Consider the following 19,167-nt stretch of genomic DNA (forward strand, 5'->3'; position numbering starts at 1 on the left):
TATAAATGTTACCAAACCCATAACATAGCTATCATAAGATCGAGTGAAAATTCGAACAGTGTGAACGCTAATAGGGGCGATTTCAGCATAGGGCCGATAAGTGATCGGCCACATACATTTCGTTCCATTGGCTGGTGGGCCCGAAAATAGCTAATTGTTATGGGTGTTCTCTTACCGCCGATAAAATAAAGGTGGGGCTGTCCGTAGAGGCCAACGACAGAATGGCACGGGATACCGAGGTCCTCGTACTCGGCGGTGGCTCGACCGGCTGTGGTATCGCCCGCGATCTGGCGATGCGCGGCCTCGAGGTGACACTCGTCGAGCGGGGCAATCTGACAGACGGCACGACTGGTCGGATGCACGGCCTCCTCCATAGTGGCGGCCGCTACGCCGTCTCCGACCAGGCCAGTGCGACGGAGTGTATCGAGGAAAACGAGGTCCTTCGGGAGATCGCCGGCCACTGCGTCGAGGAGACCGGCGGGCTGTTCGTCCAGCGGCCCGAGGACTCGGACGACTACTTTCGGGAGAAACTCAAGGGCTGTCGGGAGTGTGGGATCCCCGCCCGTGTACTCTCGGGGTCGGAAGCCCGCGAGGTCGAACCCTACCTCGCAGACGACGTCAAACGAGCGATCGAGGTCCCCGACGGCGCGGTTGACCCGTTCCGGCTCTGTGTCGCGAACGCGATCGACGCCGAGAATCACGGCGCGCGCATCGAGACCCACGCCGAAGTGATCGACCTCCTGCGCGACGGCGACGACATTTACGGGGTCGAGGTCCGCCACGACTCCGGCCCTGGCAAACGCACGCACGGAACGCCCGGGACAACCGAGGAGATCACCGCCGAGTACGTCGTCAACGCGACCGGCGCGTGGGCCGGTCAGATCGGCGCGATGGCCGACCTCGAAGTCGAGGTCCGCCCTTCCAAGGGAGTGATGACGATCATGAACGTCCGGCAGGTCGACACCGTGATCAACCGCTGCCATCCGAAAGGCGACGCCGACATTATCGTTCCCCACGAGACGACCGCAATCTTGGGAACGACCGACGAGGAGGTCGCCGATCCGGATGACTACCCCGAGGAGCAGTGGGAAGTTGATCAGATGATCGACACCCTCTCGGAACTGGTGCCGATCCTCGAGGAGGCCCGGACGATACGCTCGTTCTGGGGTGTGCGCCCGCTCTACGAGCCGCCGGGAACCGGCACGCAGGACCCGACCGACATCACCCGGGACTTCTTCCTGCTCGATCATGCCGACCGCGACGGCGTCGCGGGGATGTCCAGTATCGTCGGCGGCAAGTTCACCACCTATCGGATGATGGCCGAAGATATCGCCGATCACGTCTGCGAGAAACTGGGCGTGACCGCCACCTGTGCGACCGCCGACGAGCCACTGCCCGGCAGCGAGAACATCGCAACGCTCGAGGCCGGAATGGACGACTTCGGGCTGCGCTCGCCAGTGGCCCGACGGAGCAAACAGCGGCTGGGCAGCCGGGCGCGCGAGGTGCTCGAGACGGGCGAGCCGAACCCGGTGATCTGCCAGTGTGAGGGCGTAACGCGTGCGGAAATTAAAGATGCAATCTCTCAGTCGGGGACGGACCTGAACGCGGTTCGCATCCGGACGCGGGCCTCGATGGGGAACTGCCAGGGTGGCTTTTGCTGTCAACCCATGGCGAACGAACTCCACCCCGAATACGACGAAGAGATGGTCCGCGAGGCGCTCGACGAGCTCTTTCAGGAACGCTGGAAAGGCGAGCGCCACGCGCTGTGGGGCGAACAGCTCTCGCAAGCGATGCTCAACTACGCCCTGCACGCGACGACGATGAACCGGGACCAGGATCCCGCGAGCGCGACGTCGACCGTCGATTTCGCGGCGTTCGACGACGGTCGAGCCGAGGGAGACCGGATCGACGGGATCCGAGGGGGCCGCTAGATGGCGATCGAAGACGACGTCCTCGTCATCGGCGGCGGACTCGCGGGCACAACCGCTGCACTCGCTGCGGCAGACGAAGGAGCGCAGGTCCGGCTCGTCTCGTACAAACAGAGTACGCTCCGCCACGCCAGCGGATTGATCGACGTACTCGGCTACACGCCGACGGGCGACGGCCCGCTCGTAGATCCATTCGGGGCGCTTGCCGACCTTCCCGAGGGACACCCCTACGAGCGCGTGGGACTTGAGGCAGTCCGCGAGGCCCTCTCGTTTTTCGACGAGATCGCGGGCGATACGTACGACGGCGGCCACACGGACGCGAACGCGCTCGTGCCGACTCACGGCGGCACGGTCAAGCCGACCGCCAGGTACCCGACATCGACCGCCGCCGGACTCGCAAGCGACGACCGCGATACCCTGCTCGTCGGGTTCGAGACGCTGCCGGACTTCGAGGCACCGCTGGCAGCATCTCATCTCGAGGCCGCCGGCGCACCTTTCGCGGCCCGCGGAGTCACGGTTCGGTTCCCCGGCATCGTCCGGGACGACGCGAAGGTCACGCGATACGCACACCTGCTCGATCAGGACGAAGCCGTGGAGACTGCAGCAGGCGAGACGACCGCCCGCGAAGCCCTCGCTGACATCGTTCGGTCCCAGATCGAGGACGAGAGTCGTGTCGGCTTTCCCGCGATCCTCGGAGATGACCACGCGAACGTGGTCAGGGCCGACCTCTCGGATCGGCTCGGCGTCGACGTTTTCGAGGTCCCGATGGGGCCGCCAAGTCTGCCCGGGCTACGACTCGAGGACCTGCTCTACGACGCGCTCGAAGACGCCGGCGTCCGGGTGACGACGGGGGTGCCGGTAGTCGAGTACGAGACCGACACTGACCGGCGGATCGACCACGTCGTCGTCGACCGCAACGGAACCGAGATTCCCCACCGCGCCGAGCAGTACGTGCTGGCGACGGGCGGGCTGGTCGGTAAGGGCGTGCGATCGGAGCGCAAGCGGGTCTTCGAACCGATCTTCGACTGTCACGTCCCACACGCGGCAGACCGCTACGACTGGTTCGTCGACGACGTCTTCGGCGACCAGCCCTACGCGCGATTCGGCCTGCCGGTCGACCGCGAGCTCCGACCGCTCGACGCCGGGGACGCGCCCGAGTTCTCGAATCTCCGTGCGGCGGGGGCGGTGCTTGGCGGCTACGACTTCGCAGCGGAGAAATCCGGCAGCGGCGTCTCGCTCGCGACGGGCTACGTCGCGGGCCAGCGCGCCGGGACGGAGGCGGGACAATGACAGGCACGGACGAACCGAGCGACTCGAGCGGCAAACGTGATCGGCCGAGTATGGATGAACGGACTCGAGCGAGCGATACAGCAAACAGCGACCGACTGACCCAGGTGATTCGATGAGTGATGCAGAACAGCCGACCGACGATGGCGTACCGGGAGACGACGACTTCGAACCGATTCAGGTCTTTCCGGAGGCCGAAGAGATGGACCTCCGGCCGGGGGCGGACAACTGTTACAAGTGCTCGACCTGCGATACCAACTGTCCAGTTGCCGAGGTCGATGACGAGTTCCCTGGCCCGAAGTTCCAAGGGCCCGAGCAGTGGCGGCTCAAGCGCCAGGACGATCACGACATCGACGACTCGGTGATGAAGTGTTCGAACTGCATGCGCTGTGACAGTGCCTGCCCCTCCGAGGTGCCGCTCTCGCAGATGCACAACACCGCCCGCGCCGAGTACGTCGAGGAGAACATGAGCACGCTCTCGCGGGAGTACTGGCGCAACCGCATGCTCGCGAACTACCGCCGACTCGCGCCGCTCGGATCGATGTTCCCACGGACGACGAACTTCGTGATGGGGCTGTCGGCGACGCAGTGGATGGGCGAGAAGCTCCTCGGAATCACGGGCGAACGGGAGTTCCCCGAATTCGCGACCGAAACCTTTCGTGAATGGTGGGCGGCGAGGGGCGGTGCAAAGGTCGAAAACGCGGACAAGCGCATCGCCTACTTCCACGGCTGCTACGCCAACTACAACACCCCGGAAGTCGCGAAGGCACTGGTGCGGGTCTACGAACACTTTGGTTACGAGATCATGGTCCCGGACCAGCACTGCTCGGGGACGCCGATGTTCGCAAACGGGATGCTCGAGGACGCACGCCGGTCGGCCGAGACGAACGTGCGCGAACTCGCCTGGGCCCTCGAAGACGGTGCTGACATCATCGCCTCTTGCAGTTCGTGTTCGATGTCGATCCGCCAGGAGTACCCCGAACTGTTCGACTTCGAGGGCACGGAAGAGGTCGCCGCAAACACCTGGGACGCCGTCGAGTACCTCCGCGTCCACGAGGACCTCGAGGGCGAACTCGAGGGGACCTCGGTCGGAGACGAGTTCGACGACTTCGCGTACCACGCGCCGTGTCACGCCCGGAATCAGGGGCTGGACGGCCAGACAGTCGAAGTACTCGACGCCATCGACGGCGTCGACGCCCACGACGTCGGTGACTCCTGTTCGGGGATCTCCGGGACGTACGGTTGGAAGGAGGAGAATTACGAAACCTCCATGAAAATCGGGGCAGAAATGTTCGAGCACATGGAAGACGCCGAGGCGACCACTGGGCTCACGGAGTGTCCGACCTGCTCGATGCAGATGGAACACGGGACTGGCTACGAAATCACCCACACACTCGAGGTGCTCGAGGCAGCGCTCGTCGGATCGGCAGCGGAGGCAGACGCCCAGGAATGGAGTTAGCGGAGCGAATCGCTCGCCGACGGTCATCGCGACAGGGAGGGCGCGTCGTCGTCGACCGCGACCACCTCAGCCCCGTCGTCCACCGGCCCGAGCCGGTGGGCCGCGGCCCCGTCCTGGAGCAACTGCTCGACGCGCTCGAGCCAGTTTTCGACGGCGAGTTGCCGCCGCCGGTTGCGGTGGTCGGCCCGCCGGGGTCGGGCACGTCCGCGATCGTGACCGCCCTGTTCGATGCACTCAACGATCAGTTCAGCGGCTCGACGCGGTCGATCGGCACAACGACGCGGGCCGGCAGTACCGGCCCGGTCACGTGGTTTGGTACCGTCGACGGGCGTCGTGTGGGGAGTCCGTTCTCGTTCTATCAGGCTGTTCTGTCGGCGATTTCGAACGAACCGGTCCCCGAAAGTGGCATCGGAACCGACGCGCTGCGCAAACGGCTCCGAGACCGACTCGCCCGTCCGAACCGGCGCGTGATCGTTGCGATCGATCACCACGACGAACCCGAGACGCTCGACGCCGGACGCGCTCGCGAACTCTTAGCTCCAGTCGACGAGCACGTCACGATCGTTCCGGTCGGCCAGCGCGAACCCGACGACTGGAAGGGGACGACCGTCTCCGTGCCGGCCTACCGCGATCACGAACTCGTCGACGTGATCACCGATCGCGCCTCGACGGGGCTTGCAGCGGGCACGCTCGACCACGATACCGTGCGCGACCTGGCCGCCTGGGCCGACGGAAACGCACACGATGCGCTCGCAGCCCTGTTCGGGGCCGCCGTGCTCGCGAGCGAGGCGGACGCGGATCGGATCGAACGCAACCATCTCGAGGCCGCACGGGCCGACGTGCCCGAAACCGGCGTCCACGTCGGCCGGGCGCTGGCGCTGTCGGAGACCCGACAGCAGGTGCTGTTGTCGCTCATCGAACTCGACGCGGCCGACCGGCCGATCCGCGAGATCGCGACCGCGATCGCGGGTCGATCGTCGCTGACCGCCGGCACGGTCAAACGATTCCTCTACGAACTCGCAGACCGCGGCGTCATCGAACGGGTGCCGCTGTCGACGTCCGACCGTGGCAGCGGCCGCCAGCCGAGTACGGTCAGGCCACTGTTTCCGACGGTCGTGTTCCGGTCGCTTGCGGCGACGTCGGTCCAGTCCGCCGACCGGAACGACAGCGGGTAGTCCGACCGGCCGATACAATTCTTTTTCACTGAGGAGTGAGTGTGGATAGTCAGTAACGGCTGAGCTATGACGATCTCGTTCGCGGAAACGACCGCCCCGACCGGGCTCGAGGTGTCCGACTCGATCGAGCAACGCCGCCTGCAGATCGAGACCCCTGGCTCCGTCTCGTTCGACGCCAGCGAGCCAGCACAGTTTTGTTTCCCGGTCGATCGGACCTGTCGGATCGAGACCGACACGCTCGCGTTCACGCAACTGTACTCCGTCACCGTCCACGACGAGGCTGGGCAGACGGAAGCGAGCTTCGCCGCCAGCGAAACGGGCCGGCTCGAGGACCGGCCCCAGTTCGTCGGACTGAGCGGTCCGATCAAACTGTACTGTCGCATCGACGCACCCGGCACGATAGATATCGGACTGACGTCGATTACGATCACGACCGATCGCGAGACGACGATCGAGCTCGGTGCCCGATCACTGCACGACCAGCCGCGGGGAACGATCACCACGCCACCCGATATCGATTCGATGATGGACGCCGTCTCCGCGCTTCCGTCCGCCCTGAAGACCACCTCGCCCGAGCGGACGTGGCCGACGCTGCGTGGCCATCCGCCGCTGATCGAACTCGGCGACCGACTCGAGATCCCCGACATCGTCGACCGGCCGGCCGGCGACATCACGGTTACGGTTCCACCGGACTACGCCTCGCTGTATCAGGTCGCGCCGCTCGCGTTTCTCCTCGGGGCGACGATCCAGCCGGGAGACGATCCGACACTCGAGACACCGGCGTTTACGTATTCGCTCTCGACCGGACGCACGTTCGAAGACGAGGTCGCCGGCCTTCTGAAGCGGTTTTTCTTCCTTGATTGCCTCGTTCGAACCGAGGGGGTCTTCCAGTACGATCTCGTCGAGCGATCGGCGCTCGAAGACGAGTTACCGTTCGACTTCGCTGCCACATACGAACTGGCGCTCGCAGACCGTCTCGAGCGATACCTCGACGTTCCCTTCGACGTGCTCGAGGCGCACATCCCGCGGTGGCCGCTGACCGTCCACGTTCCGTCAACGCCGGAAAGCGCACCGGTGCTCCCGTTCGTCGTCAACGAACTCGGCATCGTTCGCGACACGCGACAGCAGACACCCGCGTCGATTCCGAACACGGAGACAACGAACACCCAGTTCGTCCGCTCGGCGACGACGGCACGCTCGCCCCCATCCGAACGCGACGAGCCGCAGTTCGTCGTTCCGGCCGTGACCGGGGAATCGGTCGAACATGCTTGGTTCGGGGACGGCGTTCCCCAGCAGGCCTCGAAAGCGACGATCGAGGCCTACCGGAATCAACTGTATCACCGGGACCCCGTCGAATCGATCGAGCTCTTGCTCGTCTGTAACGATGCCCGCATGGTAGACGAACACGACCTGCTCGATGGTAGCTACGGCAACCGGTCGGATCTCCCCTTCGAGATCGACTCGAGATTCGGCGTCGACACCGACCAGTTGGCCACTCTGCTGACCGATGGCGGCTACGACTTCTTCCACTTCATCGGCCACGCGACCGAAAACGGGCTTCGCTGTCCCGATGGTGATCTCGACGTCCGAACCCTCGAGTCGGTCGACGTGGGTGTCTTCTTCCTCAACGCCTGTCGCTCCTACGAACAGGGGATCGCGCTCACCCGCCGGGGTGCGTTCGGCGGCGTCAGCACGTACGCCGACGTCATCAACGAACATGCAGTGACAGCCGGCGGGACCATGGCCAGACTGCTCAACCGCGGCTTCCCGCTTCGAGGCGCACTCGAGATCGCACAAGAGAATTCGATGCTCGGCGATCAGTATCTCATCGTCGGCGACGGCTCGACGGACATCGCTCAATCCGATGGAGGTGCTCCAATGCTCGTGGAGATCGAGTCCCGCGGCGAGAACGAATTCGATTTCGCCGTCAAATCGTACTCGACAAAAGAATTCAAACTTGGAAGTGTAACAGCGTCACCTATTGATTCGATTTCTGACACCCACTTATCCCCGGGAGAGACGCCATGGTTACCGGTAGAGACAATGGAACTTCAGGAATATCTGACTTGGACAGAGTTGCCAGTCGCCTTTGATGTGGCGTTACACTGGAACGACGGAATCGGGACGTCAGTCCTCGGCGAATAAAACGTCGTTACTCGTACTGCTTGATTGCGGCTGTTTTAGCGTCTGTTCGCGGGAAACGTTGTGAAGTGCGTGTGTCTATATATTAGGGTCCAACCTGAGTCATGCTCCCTGCTGCGGCCGTGCCCGCCTGACTAAGCAGGACGAACAGGGTAAACAGGGCGCCGATCATTCGGGGGTTCTGTGCGAGGTAGTCCTTCATGCTGTCTTCTTCGGACATTGCATTCCAATAGTTGTCACCGATCGAAATAAAATTACCTTATACTTACATATACAACTTTACATAATTGAGCAACAGACGTACTTGGCACCGTGATTGGCGGCTTACAGCGGTTTCTCGGGGAGATACTGTCGGATAGAACGAGGCGGTGGCTACTCGCTCGCGTCGGTGGCTATGTCACATCACAGAGACACATCACGAAACGATCTGTGACATCGAGGACGCTGCGACAGACGCTGTCGATCGAACTCGGATGTCAGATTGCTCTGTCGGATACCGCCATCCGTGTCGTCGTCTCGATGTCAGCGCCGATCAAAAACAGCCGCACAGCAAACTAGGCTCAACGCCGAGCCGCGACGCGAACTGTCGCGGCCAGTCTCATTCAGTGTGCCGGTTCGACCGCTACCGGCGCGAGCGCGTTAGTAGACTCAGTTTCAGTTCCGTTCCCTGACGAGTCGGTGCCTTCTGTGTCGGTCGATCCGTCGTCAGTTTCGTTCCCGTCCGCCACGTTGCTCGGCGGCGTCGCGACTTCCTCGAGTGTGACGTCGACGCTGTCGCCGTCCACCACTGCGGGTTCGGGGACAGCCGTCTCGCCGCTGTAGTAGGTCGACTCGCCGTCGCCGTTCGAAACGACGGTGACGGTGTAGTCACCAGTCGCCTCGACGCTGCTGTTAGTGTAGCCGTCCTCGACGCCGAGTTCGTCGTTCGTCGCATACGGCACAGTTAGTTCGAAGCTGCCGTCGGCCGCGAGGTCGCCACGTTGCGTGTAGTTGAACGTCCGGCCGGAATTCGTCTCGAGTTCGACCGTAGCCGCAACCGTGGCGTTTTCGGTGTCCGCCACGCTGTCGCCGGCGGTGCCGGTGATCGTCGCACCCTCGACGCGTTCGAACGTTTTCACGGCGGCCGCGCTCTTGGCATCGAAGACCCGGTAGTTCGGGCTGTTCTGGAGCTGGAGCAGTGTCTGCTGGGAGACGCGCCGGTTGACGACTACGGCAGGCTGTCCCTGTCCGGGTTGGACCGGCTGGCCGTTTTCGCCGAGGTGGACGACCTGGCCGTCACTAACCCGTGCATAGCTGACGAAAAAGGCCGTCCCGGCGTCGGTGTTCTCGTGAACGAGCCGGTAGTGTTCCATGTCACTGGTGTCGTCGAAGTACAGCTTCGAGACCATCGTGTCGTCGTACGGCAGGTCGCCAAAGACTTGGCCGACCTCGTTGGCGCTGATCGGCTGGCCGCTGTAGTCGTCCGGCGTCACGTAATGGCCGTAGTCGGGACCGGTCCACTGGGTGATCGCCCCGAACTTCCCGCCGGCCATCGCGTAATCGATCATCACGTAGCGGAGCTGCTCGTCCGACTCGTTGCTCGAGACCGCCTGTCGAAGCTCGTCGGTCGAGCGATCGGCGACGGGTTCGCCAGCCGCGATCCCCTCGAGGACCAGTTCGCCGCGTTCTTCAGACTCGGCGGTCAAGAACGCCGCCGACGAGCGTGCGTTCTGCTGGAACGGATTCGAGTGGGGGATCCGCTCAGCTTGCGTCGTTATCAGGTGGCCGTAGTCCCACCACGACATGACGCCGTAGGCACCCTCCGGATACTCGAAGTCTCCGTCACCCGGATTGTACGTGCCGTAGTAGTCGAGCTGGTCGGCGTTGTCCGCTCCGCCGTAGTTCCCCGGCGCGGGCGTGTTCTCCTGCAGCCATTCGTTCGACGCTTCCCACGTCATGGCGTCGGAGTTGGGCCCCGTCGATTCACCGACCTCCCACGCCGTTGCCTGGGCGAGTGGCGGCAAGACTGGGACAAAGAGGAGCAAGACCACGAGCGCGATGGCGATCACCTGGTAGGTCTCGAGGGATCTGATGGAGTCGAGACCGCTCTCGAGGTCGAGGTTAAAGAGGCGCACGAGTTCCGCGATGAACGCCGCGTTGACGATCGCGACCGCGAGCACGAGGTAGTACATGAACCGCACCTGCGTCGCGGCCATGCTGATCAGGAACAGCGACCAGACGATGACGAGGGTATGTTCGGCACGGAACTTGCGGCCGAAGAGTGGGCGGATCGCGAGGAACGCGAGGCCGGCAAGCATCGTGTAGAACGCGCTGCCGAACTCGGTGAAGACGCGGTTTAAGAAGTCGTCCGGCGGCTGGGCCTCGACGATGGTGAGTGTCCCCGTACCGGGGTTGAGCGGGATCATCCGGCTCGTGAGGTTTCCGATGAGCGTGCTGTAGAGTCCGGGAAGTACAAGCCACATGACGGCCACTGCGGCGACGATGATGCCCGCGATCGCAGCAGGGTAGTAGCGGCGCTCGAGGCCACGATCGTTCCACTCTCGGGCGAGCCAGGCCATGAAGATACAGCCAGCGGCGACGAGGAGGGCTGCCAGCGGCTGGAGGAGTCCCAGGTTCGTCGGGCTCGTACTACCAGGTTGTTCAATCAATAATACTGCCAGGATAGCAGTCACACCGAGGCTGACCGCGCCGACGAACGCGATATGGTCCGGTGACACACCGCGGACGTAGTCGAGACAGAGCTGAACGGCGAAGAAGACGCCGAAGATACCAACGAGCAGAACCGCCGACGGCCAGACCCAGATGTACAGCGTCAGCGCAACTCCGGCAAGGGCGCTATAGATCGCAGGTGTCCGAAGGGCGGTCCAGTCCCGTTCGACGATCAGTTCGTAGATCGGTTTCTCGCGCTCGCCCACGGTAACGGCGACCATCATCGCGACAACCGCGATTGCCATGAAAAGCGGCTCGACAGCCTGGTGGTCGAGTTGGCCGACTGTCGAGCGAGAGAGGAACTGTCCTGTCGAGAGCGCGATAACGAGGGCAGAAACAAGTCCACCGAGCGTCCCGCCGAGTCGCCGCCCCGCATAGAAGACGGGGATCGCGACGAGCGCTGCCATGATTGGCACCGCAAGCAACGAGACCGTGTATAGGGTTTGCTGTGACGGATCGCCCAGACCGATAATCATCGCCGCGGTGACGATGAGCTGGTCGTACAGCGTGCCAAACTGACCGACGTAGGTACCAGTTGGGAACCCCGTCCAGACCTCGTAGGGCATCGTGTGTGGATAATTCTCGGCAGTCCAGTTGATCGTCCGCCAGTGATACCACGAGTCGATGCCCGCGAGCGCGGGCGTACCGTCGTCAGTGACGAACCGGTCGTACGACTGGGTGCGTACCCAGAGCATGAACAGTATCACGACCCCGAGTACGGGGAGGTGATACCAGTCCCGCCACGACTTGAGGAAGGTGGTTTCGGCTCCTTCCTCAACGTGTTCGGTGTCTGTACTCATTAGGTTGCACCAGACCCAAGTCAAGAATAAGCCTTGTCATATACAGCGTTCTTTTGATACCCGCTAAGGACAAAGGAATCGACTCTGGCTTTTCATTGAGGTTGTGTATCGCAATAGGCGCAGACGGGGACTCTCGTCAATGATAGCTGAATTCGTTCTGAGATTATACGCGGAGCAGGCGCAATACCTGATGGGGGAGATAGGGATAACGGCTGGTTGGCACAGCCAGCGGTTCACCTGTTCAACTGGAGTGAGGATGTTCGCCCCACGAGAACAGGTCGTCAACCGCGAACCGTAATATCCCGACCCAGTCGGGATTCCCGCGACTTGAGGCGCGGGAGGATGTCAACTGGATAGGAATTCGCTGCAAAGATCGCGAATTACATTGACTGCGTCGATGCGAATCCTCTCGTTCAGTGCCAGCAGAATCACGAAATAGGTCATGGCACCGATTCCAATCAGTAATGTGATCCGGAACCATCCGAATGCACCGCCAAGTCGCAACTTGAGGCCGTATACGATGGTGGTCATAACTACCATCGAGACGAACTGTGATCCGACATCCTTGAGCGCCGATGGCGGGATTTGCTGATCGAGAAAGACGAGTAGACTGACGACACTCGCACCAAACGCGAGGACGGTCGCCCACGCAACGCCCCACGAACCAGCCAATAGTGTAAGAGGAACCGATAACAGCGCATATACAAATATGAGAAGGGCACCACTAGCTGCATAAAGCCGTGGTCGGTCTGTCCCAAGGAAGAAATGTTCTAATCCTTCTCGATAGCCATTGAGCAAGTTTGCTACAGCAAGTACCGGAATTAAGGCGTTTGCCGTACCGACGATACCGATGACAGGAAGGGAGAACGTCCCTGCGCTATTAGCGTAGATCGTCAACAAGAGCGAATTACCGATCACGGCTCCCCCACCGATCATCGGAACCGCAAACAAACCGGCGTACGTAAACACACTCGTCAATAGATCAGCGATCCGCTTATCATCTCCCTCCTCCGTCAGAGCCGAGAATTGCGGGAACGTGACCTGGGCCAGTGCGGACGAGAACAACATTGACGCTTCAGTGATCCGGAACACGTTCTGGTAAACGCCGGCCGCTCCGGGTCCGACGAACTGCCCGAGTAGTATGTAATCTGCTTGCTTAAACAGTTGGCTGGTAACGCTCTGAACGTACGCGTATTTGGAATAGTGGATAAAATCCCGAAACAGTTCTATCGAGGGTCGTGCGGGGACGACACGTGCGAATCCGACATATGAAATCAGGAAAACGAGGAACTGTCCGGCTATCAGCCCCCAAATAAGACCGAGAACGCCGAACCCCAAAGCGATCAGTGCGGCTTGAATCGGTACGATAAGCGCGTACCGGCCATTCTCTATCGCGCCAACGAGAGCGACCCGCTGTTTGCCTTCCAGAAACGATCCCGAGAGTCGAAACAGGCCCCACGACAGAACACCGAGTGGAACGAGCAGCGCGGCGTCGACACCTACTAACTTGTTTATTTGATCGCGAAATCCCAGCGATACAACGGTTACTATGGCGACACCGCCGAGAAGGATCAGCCCGCCGCTCGTGAATTGACGCGCTTCGTGTTTCTTCTCGCTGACCCGTTTTGTGAGAGTCGGGTATAGTCCAAAGCTGACGAGGTTCGCTGCCACCATCTGAACGCTAAAGAAGATCGCATAGATACCGATTCCATCGAATCCGAGTTCACGAGTGAAGAGGACTGTCCCGAGAAATCCAGCGATAGTTCCGAATATGTTCGTCGCAAACCGCTTCGAAATCTCCGTGCCGACCTTCATTACTCAAGGTAGCCAAGTTCCCGCAGTCGATCTTTGACTTCGTCTTCCTTTTCATCATCACCAGAAACCCCACCAGCGGCAACGGCGTCAGATCCGACAAAGTCGTAGTACTCAGGGTCGCGCTGAGCAGAGTCAGCATCGTTCGCAAAGATCGAGAGTACGTTGCCGGACATCGACTCCGGCAACCGGTACCCGAGCGCGTGCAAGACAGTAGGTGCGATGTCCACCAGACTAGCACCGTCGACAGTCCCATCGCGGAACGACGGACCGTGGGCCAGGAAGATCCCTTCGCGAGCGTGTCCACTCGTGTCGACCTCAAACAATGTGTCTGGAGCATCAAACCGGGATGAGGCGTGGACTTCTGGTGTTTCGATGATCATACAGAGGTCGGGCGTGTGGGGACCGGCACGCTCGAGCCGCTTGAACCGTACGTCAAGTCCCGCCTGCTTGGCACTCTCACGGAGAGCAGATTCCGCGCGGCTTTGGATGTGATCAATCTCGTCGGCATCGTCTTCGAGAATGTACACCATCGTCGTCTTCTGCCCCACATCCGCGATCGCTTGCGTCTCCGTCCAATCGATACGGCCCATGCTCAAAGCATTGTCAAGCCCGAGGGTATCGCCAGTCGGTACGTCAGTAAGTGCACTTTCAGGGACCACCTTCCGGGCCAGCGTCAGCAGTCCCGCGCGACCCAGAACGTCACTTGCAATATCACGGGCCGACCCGAGTGCCGCCTTAGTCGTGTCACCAGAGTCTGTCAGTGAAACGAGGCCGGCCTGTTCGAGGACGACATTAACTGCGAAGTTTGCACGGACTTTCTCGAAGCCGTGATCACTCATTACAATGATATCTTCGTCGGCGTGTGCGTCGAGAAAGGCACCAAGGCGCTCATCAACACGACGATAGATCTCAAACACTGGATTGTCCGGCGATGCTGGCGGAACGTCCTCATCGCCCCAGTAGTGGTGGGCGACGCGATCAGTCGCCCGAATCAGACCGACAGCTAGGTCGGGTGACTCCGTCCGAACGAAGTGCTCAAATGCATCGAAGCGCTTGCTGATCAACTCAAGGCTCAAGTCGACATAGGCGCGCGATCCCGGCGGCTCGTCGTTACGGAGTTTGTAGCCGTCGACGAGGTCTGTCAACTCTCCCCACCGTTCCGGCGGCTGCGCGTACTCGTCTTTGTACTCGGGGGCGGCCGCGATAATGGTACCGTCGATCTCCTGCCACGGGTACGAACCAGGGATATTGAATACGACCGACGAGCCACCTTGATCGTCAACGACGTCCCACATCTTGCCAGGGACGAACTCGTCGTGGCTCAGGTCGTTCTCTCGAGTTCCTCGATTGAAGTGAGTGAACCCATACATATCCAGCTCCGACGGATCACGACCCGTCGCGAAGGCGGGCCACGCCGGCACCGTAATCTCGGGGATCGTGCTTTCGAGTTCACCATGGGCACTCTCCTCAAGAAGCCGCTCGAAGTTTGGGAGGCAGCCAGAGGCCACCCACGGCTCGATGAGCGTGAAGGTAGCTCCGTCGAGTCCAAGGATGATCATGTGCGCCATGATGCAGACAACCGGCAAAAGGAATGTGTTCCACGTCGGCTACTCCAGATAGCCGAGGTCCGAGAGTCGCTGGGCGACCTCATCGTCCTCGGTTGCGGTCTGTTCGCGGACCGTGTATTCGGGGTAGGATGTCGGCTCGGGCGTGTCGAGCATCCCGAGAACGTCCCCATCCATCGTCTTAGCAGGAGCAATACCCAGCGACGCCAGCACTGTCGGCGCGACGTCGAACAACTGCGCGTTCACGAGTTCGGCGTCGGTATCGATGCCTGCACCGGCGAGCGCGATGACCCCATTCCGTTTGTGATTATACGGTTCAGGATCACCGAACTGGCGACCGACGACCGCAGATAAGGAGTGTTGGAAGTCGTTCGGAATGGTAAGGATGTCGACTGCCTCGTCGGCGTAGGGACCATGGATATACTCTTCGCGTTCAACTACTTCCTCAAACACCGGCATTCCGTCTGGAGTCGTGGCTTCGGCCAGAAGCGTGATGATCTCATCACGGACGATCTCATACTCGTCAGCAGAGACGACGCCGTCGGGATCGCGACCTTCGACGTTCAGTCTAAGGCCTAGCTCCGAAGGTGAGCGTAGATACGCCCGTGACATTCGAAAATCGACTGCATCGCTCGCAGCAAAGACGGCACTGACGGGGACACGTTTACCGACGAATTCGGCAAGACCGAGTGTCTCGAGGATCATCTTGCCCCGCTGGTACGTTAATCCCACACTTGCCGCAGCACCGGCGAGGCGCTCAAGAACTGGAGAACCAGCCTTGTCTGTCTCGCTTTCGGTCAGCCGCTCGTCTTTGATCTGGAACCATGAGGGGACACCCTGTCCTTCCGTCGTTGTCTCGACGATACCGGCCTCCCTGAGGTATCGGTTGACCCGGAACTCGTAACCCTCGTACTCGCCCATACCGTGATCGCTGGCGACGATGACAGTGTCTGGATCGCACTCGTTGAGAATCGCGCCGACCTGCTTGTCGACAGCCCGATAGATATGTCTAACTTTCTCGTGATCGCCGGGGAAGTCATGAAATACTGCGTCGGTCTTCTGGAACTGGATGAATCCGAATTCGGGATCGAACCTATCGGTAAGATAGCGAAACGCCTCGCCGCGCATCCGACTGAGTTCGAGGTAGTCGTCGAACTTTTCCGCGCCAGCGCGCTCGTCGGTCTCTCGACGAGCGTAGACGCGATAGCCGCCGATCGCATCGCGAACATCGTCGAGGATTCCTGTGGGGTGACACTGTGGGTTCTCGGAAGCGAGATATCCTGGAATAACTGCACCATCGATGTCTGGCGGTGGACTCGTCACCGGGGCATTGATTACGACGCTTGTCATTCCAGCTTCGTCGGCGTACTCCCAGAGGGTCCGCTGGCGAACGTCGGTCGAATTCACAATGTCCCAGTCATAGCCGTCGAACCGCAGAAAGTCAAAGACGCCGTGTTTCCCGGGATTGACCCCCGTGTATAGCGACGGCCACGCGCTTGCCGTCCAAGGCGGAATCTGTGACTCTAGGCGGCCTGCTGTCCCGTCTTTGAACACCGTCTCAAGGTGTGGCAACTCGCCATCCTCAAATAAGGGCCGGAGCACCGGAAAGCAGGCAGCGTCGAGTCCGACCAAAAGGGTCTGCATATCTCGACTCAGCAGTCCGTGGGGCTTAAAACTGCTTTTCGTCGAGCTATTCAATATATCCAAGTTCACGGAGGTTCCGCCTGACACCGGCACTGAGATCGTCATCGACATCGGCCTCCCCTCTCGAATCATTGAATTCCGCTCCAAGCGTCTTGATTACCCTGTCTCGGAGGCCTTCGATGATCGACTCATCAGGGTCGTCGATGAGTGTCTCATCCGGGAGCCGGTAGAGACGCTCGGAGCCGTCGGACCGCAGCTCGAATCGGTAGTCGCTGGTGCGTACTGACTTCCGACCGAGCTCAAACTCCCGTAGAGTGTTTGCTGAAACGTTACTCGCAGCGCTGGTCTCATGAAGATCAGACGGTGCTTCGGTCATAAAGACAGCTTCACGGCGCCGTTTCCCAAATAGTTCAATTCCATCGGTTACGGGCGCTTCAAGCCCACAGAAGTCACAGAGCGTAGCGAACAAATCGATATGTGATACGAGATCAGTGCGTCGTTCGCCTGCCGGAACGCCCGGGCCAGCGAATATAAGTGGTACGTGAGTGATTTCGTCGTAGAGGAAGTTACCGTGATACATAGCATCGTGCTCACCGAATAGTTCGCCGTGGTCGGACGTGAGCACGATAATCGTATTATCAGCCAGTGATTCGCTGGAGAACCAATCAAAGAAAGTCGAAAGCCGATCGTCGAGATATCGTAAGCTTGCAGCGTACCACCGTCTAAGTACTTCGACTTCGGCCATCGAAAGCGAGGATGGGTCATCGCGATATCGCAACGCGATACTCTGTGCGTCCGCACCGTCGGCTGCGGCAAATAACCGGTCGTCGTTGACCGTGGGGTTGTCGTATTCGCAGGGTTTGTTAAGCAGTTCCTCGCTCAGTCCGTACCGGGGTCGCGACAGTTCTGGCGTAGCTTCCTGCTTGTAGGGACGGGGAGGGTCGTAAGGTGCGTGGACCGTCGTCAGGTTCGCCATTGCAAAAAAGGGTTCACTCGTGTTATCAAGCCACTTTCTGAGTTTCTCGAACTTGATTTCGGTGTAGTAGTCGTTACCGCGTCCGACAAGTCGAACGAAGTCTCGACGGATGAGAGGATCCGTTAGAAGCTGTTTGAAATAGGCCAGTGACGGACGTTCGGCTACCTCTTCATATACTTCATAGTAGTGATCGAAACCACGATCAAGGCCAGTTTCCGATCCCATTTTGGCCGGGCCAGGGATTCCATATGTCTGGTAACCACGGTCAGCGAACCAGTCCGCGAGAAGTGGAAGTGAATCCGGCATAGTCGGCCACGCACCATTGAAACCGGTTGAATTCGGATAGCGACCGGAGAACATCGCACCGTGGGACGGTGGCGTCCATGGTCCGACAGCAAAGGCGCTATCGAATGCCGTTCCTCGCCTGACTATTTTATCGATCGTTTCGGTCTCGACGGGGAATGTACCGTCACCGTACGAGAGCGCGTCAGCCCGGAGCGTATCAAATATCAAAAGAAGAATGTTCGGCTGATCAACCATACTCGTAGCAGTGGAATTGATATATTAAAGTCCAAAGGTTCCACTCCCGAGCAAGAGGTTTATTTATTTATCAGACACTCTCCCAATCATGGATCCTGACGCCGCCCGCGTGGCGATGCTCCACCAGGATCCGCACCCGGCCCACCGCGGTTTCGCGGAAGCGATTGGTGCGGACCTTGTTGACTATCACCGGCTCGACGTCGGCCCGCTCGAGGGAACGATACTCGAGGATACGCTTAACGGACTCGTCTATCCCGACTATGATGTCTACCTTGTCGAAGGATCGCGGCCGTTATACGCTGCGCTGACTCGTCGGTTCGCCCGCGACGGGAAACTGGTTTATCTCTGTGCTGATCACGGCTTTTACCGACTTGGGAACGCGGATTTCGAGGGCGATTCGGCGTTGAAGTCGATGATTGGCAGGTTTGGGACGCCTGTAGTTCGCTCCGTCGGGCGACACGGTATCGACGGCGTCATCGCAGTCTCGGAATTCGCTGCGGCGTTTACTCGCCCTATCGTCGGTCCGGATACGCCGATCGAGATCGCCCATCCGTTCATTCAGCCCGACACGTACGACGCACTCGGCGACGTGACTCCTGACCTCGAGTCGAACGTCGCGGTGACCGTCGCCCGTCCGTGGGAGTACAAGGGTGTAGACATGCTCGTAGAGGCGTGGCCCAAGGTTCGCGAGACGATTCCAGACGCCGAACTCCACGTCGTCGGGAGCGGCCACCCCGAAGCGTATGCTCAGACGCCAGGTGTCCGCGTCCAGGGATATGTCGAGGCGCTTGCCGACGCGTTCACACCGGCATCGCTGTTCGTCCAGCCGTCGCGGATGGACACGTTCCCGGTGAGCACGCTCGAGGCGATGCGTGCCGGGCTCGTTCCGCTGGTCACGCGGACGACTGGAACCCGCTCTGAGGCCAGCGCGATCGATCCGTCACTCGTCGTGGATCCGAACGCGGATTCGCTCGCTCGTGGCGTCAATGCATATTTCGAGCGTGATATCGACGATCGGCAGGAGCTCTCGACTCACGCTCGGAAACGCGGAGCCCGGTTCGATCCCGAGTCCAGAATGACTGCGTTTCGCGAGGCATTCCGTGCAGTACTCAAAGAACTTTAGCCGG

Annotated in this window: 12 protein-coding genes and 1 pseudogene; 7 read left to right on the forward strand and 6 right to left on the reverse strand. The window is 60.6% G+C overall.

Features of this window, described 5'->3' with window-relative positions:
• The first annotated feature begins 221 nt into the window (after positions 1 to 221).
• The 5 genes from glpA (at position 222) to E2L06_RS12045 (ending at position 7,994) form a co-directional block, all read left to right on the forward strand.
• Entirely contained in the window at positions 222 to 1,931 is a 1,710-nt protein-coding gene (gene glpA, locus E2L06_RS12025; protein WP_138782551.1) for an anaerobic glycerol-3-phosphate dehydrogenase subunit GlpA, read from the forward strand.
• Complete coding sequence (gene glpB, locus E2L06_RS12030) at positions 1,932 to 3,218, forward strand: glycerol-3-phosphate dehydrogenase subunit GlpB (RefSeq protein WP_138781731.1); 1,287 nt, start codon at positions 1,932 to 1,934, stop codon at positions 3,216 to 3,218.
• A gap of 112 nt (positions 3,219 to 3,330) precedes the next feature.
• Entirely contained in the window at positions 3,331 to 4,674 is a 1,344-nt protein-coding gene (locus tag E2L06_RS12035; RefSeq protein WP_138781733.1) for an anaerobic glycerol-3-phosphate dehydrogenase subunit C, read from the forward strand.
• On the forward strand, positions 4,665 to 5,849 hold the full coding sequence (locus tag E2L06_RS12040; RefSeq protein ID WP_138781743.1) for a Cdc6/Cdc18 family protein: 1,185 nt from the start codon (positions 4,665 to 4,667) through the stop codon (positions 5,847 to 5,849). Before E2L06_RS12035 ends, E2L06_RS12040 begins: the two co-directional genes overlap by 10 nt.
• 66 nt (positions 5,850 to 5,915) lie before the next feature.
• The gene (locus tag E2L06_RS12045) at positions 5,916 to 7,994 is read left to right on the forward strand and encodes a hypothetical protein (RefSeq protein WP_138781745.1); all 2,079 of its coding nucleotides are present in this window, start codon (positions 5,916 to 5,918) and stop codon (positions 7,992 to 7,994) included.
• 82 nt (positions 7,995 to 8,076) lie between these two features.
• Here the strand turns inward: E2L06_RS12045 and E2L06_RS22785 are convergent, their stop codons facing one another.
• Both E2L06_RS22785 and E2L06_RS12050 read right to left on the reverse strand, forming a co-directional pair.
• Positions 8,077 to 8,211 (reverse strand): hypothetical protein, encoded by a 135-nt coding sequence (locus E2L06_RS22785; protein WP_283241359.1) that lies wholly within the window; start codon positions 8,209 to 8,211, stop codon positions 8,077 to 8,079.
• Between the two features lie 382 nt (positions 8,212 to 8,593).
• A complete protein-coding gene (locus tag E2L06_RS12050; RefSeq protein WP_138781747.1) occupies positions 8,594 to 11,500 on the reverse strand; it encodes an oligosaccharyl transferase, archaeosortase A system-associated in 2,907 nt (968 codons plus the stop codon).
• 189 nt (positions 11,501 to 11,689) lie between these two features.
• Here E2L06_RS12050 and E2L06_RS22985 point away from each other — a divergent pair.
• Positions 11,690 to 11,798, forward strand: a pseudogene (locus E2L06_RS22985) (transposase); the annotation flags it as partial.
• A 47-nt stretch (positions 11,799 to 11,845) separates the two neighbouring features.
• Here the strand turns inward: E2L06_RS22985 and E2L06_RS12060 are convergent.
• Genes E2L06_RS12060 through E2L06_RS12075 form a run of 4 tightly spaced genes read right to left on the reverse strand, consistent with a single transcriptional unit; the run spans position 11,846 to position 18,040 of the window.
• The gene (locus E2L06_RS12060) at positions 11,846 to 13,315 is read right to left on the reverse strand and encodes an oligosaccharide flippase family protein (protein ID WP_138781749.1); all 1,470 of its coding nucleotides are present in this window, start codon (positions 13,313 to 13,315) and stop codon (positions 11,846 to 11,848) included.
• Positions 13,315 to 14,874, reverse strand: coding sequence for an alkaline phosphatase family protein (locus E2L06_RS12065; protein WP_138781751.1), 1,560 nt, complete (start codon positions 14,872 to 14,874; stop codon positions 13,315 to 13,317). Before E2L06_RS12065 ends, E2L06_RS12060 begins: the two co-directional genes overlap by 1 nt.
• Positions 14,875 to 14,922: 48 nt before the next feature.
• Positions 14,923 to 16,524 carry an alkaline phosphatase family protein gene (locus tag E2L06_RS12070; RefSeq protein ID WP_138781753.1) on the reverse strand — a complete coding sequence of 534 codons (1,602 nt, stop codon included), beginning with the start codon at positions 16,522 to 16,524 and terminating at the stop codon, positions 14,923 to 14,925.
• Positions 16,525 to 16,570: 46 nt separating this feature from the next.
• Positions 16,571 to 18,040, reverse strand: a complete 1,470-nt coding sequence (locus tag E2L06_RS12075) for a sulfatase (RefSeq protein WP_138781755.1) — start codon at positions 18,038 to 18,040, stop codon at positions 16,571 to 16,573.
• Positions 18,041 to 18,128: 88 nt separating this feature from the next.
• Here E2L06_RS12075 and E2L06_RS12080 point away from each other — a divergent pair, with 88 nt between their 5' ends.
• On the forward strand, positions 18,129 to 19,163 hold the full coding sequence (locus E2L06_RS12080) for a glycosyltransferase family 4 protein (protein ID WP_138781757.1): 1,035 nt from the start codon (positions 18,129 to 18,131) through the stop codon (positions 19,161 to 19,163).
• Positions 19,164 to 19,167 lie beyond the last annotated feature (4 nt).

The organism is Haloterrigena sp. H1, assembly GCF_005938085.1.
Lineage (GTDB): Archaea > Halobacteriota > Halobacteria > Halobacteriales > Natrialbaceae > Natrinema.

Bases quoted from the DNA above. Each gene is read 5' to 3' on its own strand.
- glpA (WP_138782551.1), top strand. From the start codon at position 222: ATGGCACGGGATACCGAGGTCCTCGTACTCGGCGGTGGCTCGACCGGC.
- E2L06_RS12080 (WP_138781757.1), top strand. From the start codon at position 18,129: ATGGATCCTGACGCCGCCCGCGTGGCGATGCTCCACCAGGATCCGCAC.
- E2L06_RS12045 (WP_138781745.1), top strand. From the start codon at position 5,916: ATGACGATCTCGTTCGCGGAAACGACCGCCCCGACCGGGCTCGAGGTG.
- E2L06_RS22785 (WP_283241359.1), bottom strand. From the start codon at position 8,211: ATGTCCGAAGAAGACAGCATGAAGGACTACCTCGCACAGAACCCCCGA.
- glpB (WP_138781731.1), top strand. From the start codon at position 1,932: ATGGCGATCGAAGACGACGTCCTCGTCATCGGCGGCGGACTCGCGGGC.
- E2L06_RS12035 (WP_138781733.1), top strand. From the start codon at position 3,331: ATGAGTGATGCAGAACAGCCGACCGACGATGGCGTACCGGGAGACGAC.
- E2L06_RS12075 (WP_138781755.1), bottom strand. From the start codon at position 18,040: ATGGTTGATCAGCCGAACATTCTTCTTTTGATATTTGATACGCTCCGG.
- E2L06_RS12070 (WP_138781753.1), bottom strand. From the start codon at position 16,524: ATGCAGACCCTTTTGGTCGGACTCGACGCTGCCTGCTTTCCGGTGCTC.
- E2L06_RS12060 (WP_138781749.1), bottom strand. From the start codon at position 13,315: ATGAAGGTCGGCACGGAGATTTCGAAGCGGTTTGCGACGAACATATTC.
- E2L06_RS12040 (WP_138781743.1), top strand. From the start codon at position 4,665: ATGGAGTTAGCGGAGCGAATCGCTCGCCGACGGTCATCGCGACAGGGA.
- E2L06_RS12050 (WP_138781747.1), bottom strand. From the start codon at position 11,500: ATGAGTACAGACACCGAACACGTTGAGGAAGGAGCCGAAACCACCTTC.
- E2L06_RS12065 (WP_138781751.1), bottom strand. From the start codon at position 14,874: ATGATCATCCTTGGACTCGACGGAGCTACCTTCACGCTCATCGAGCCG.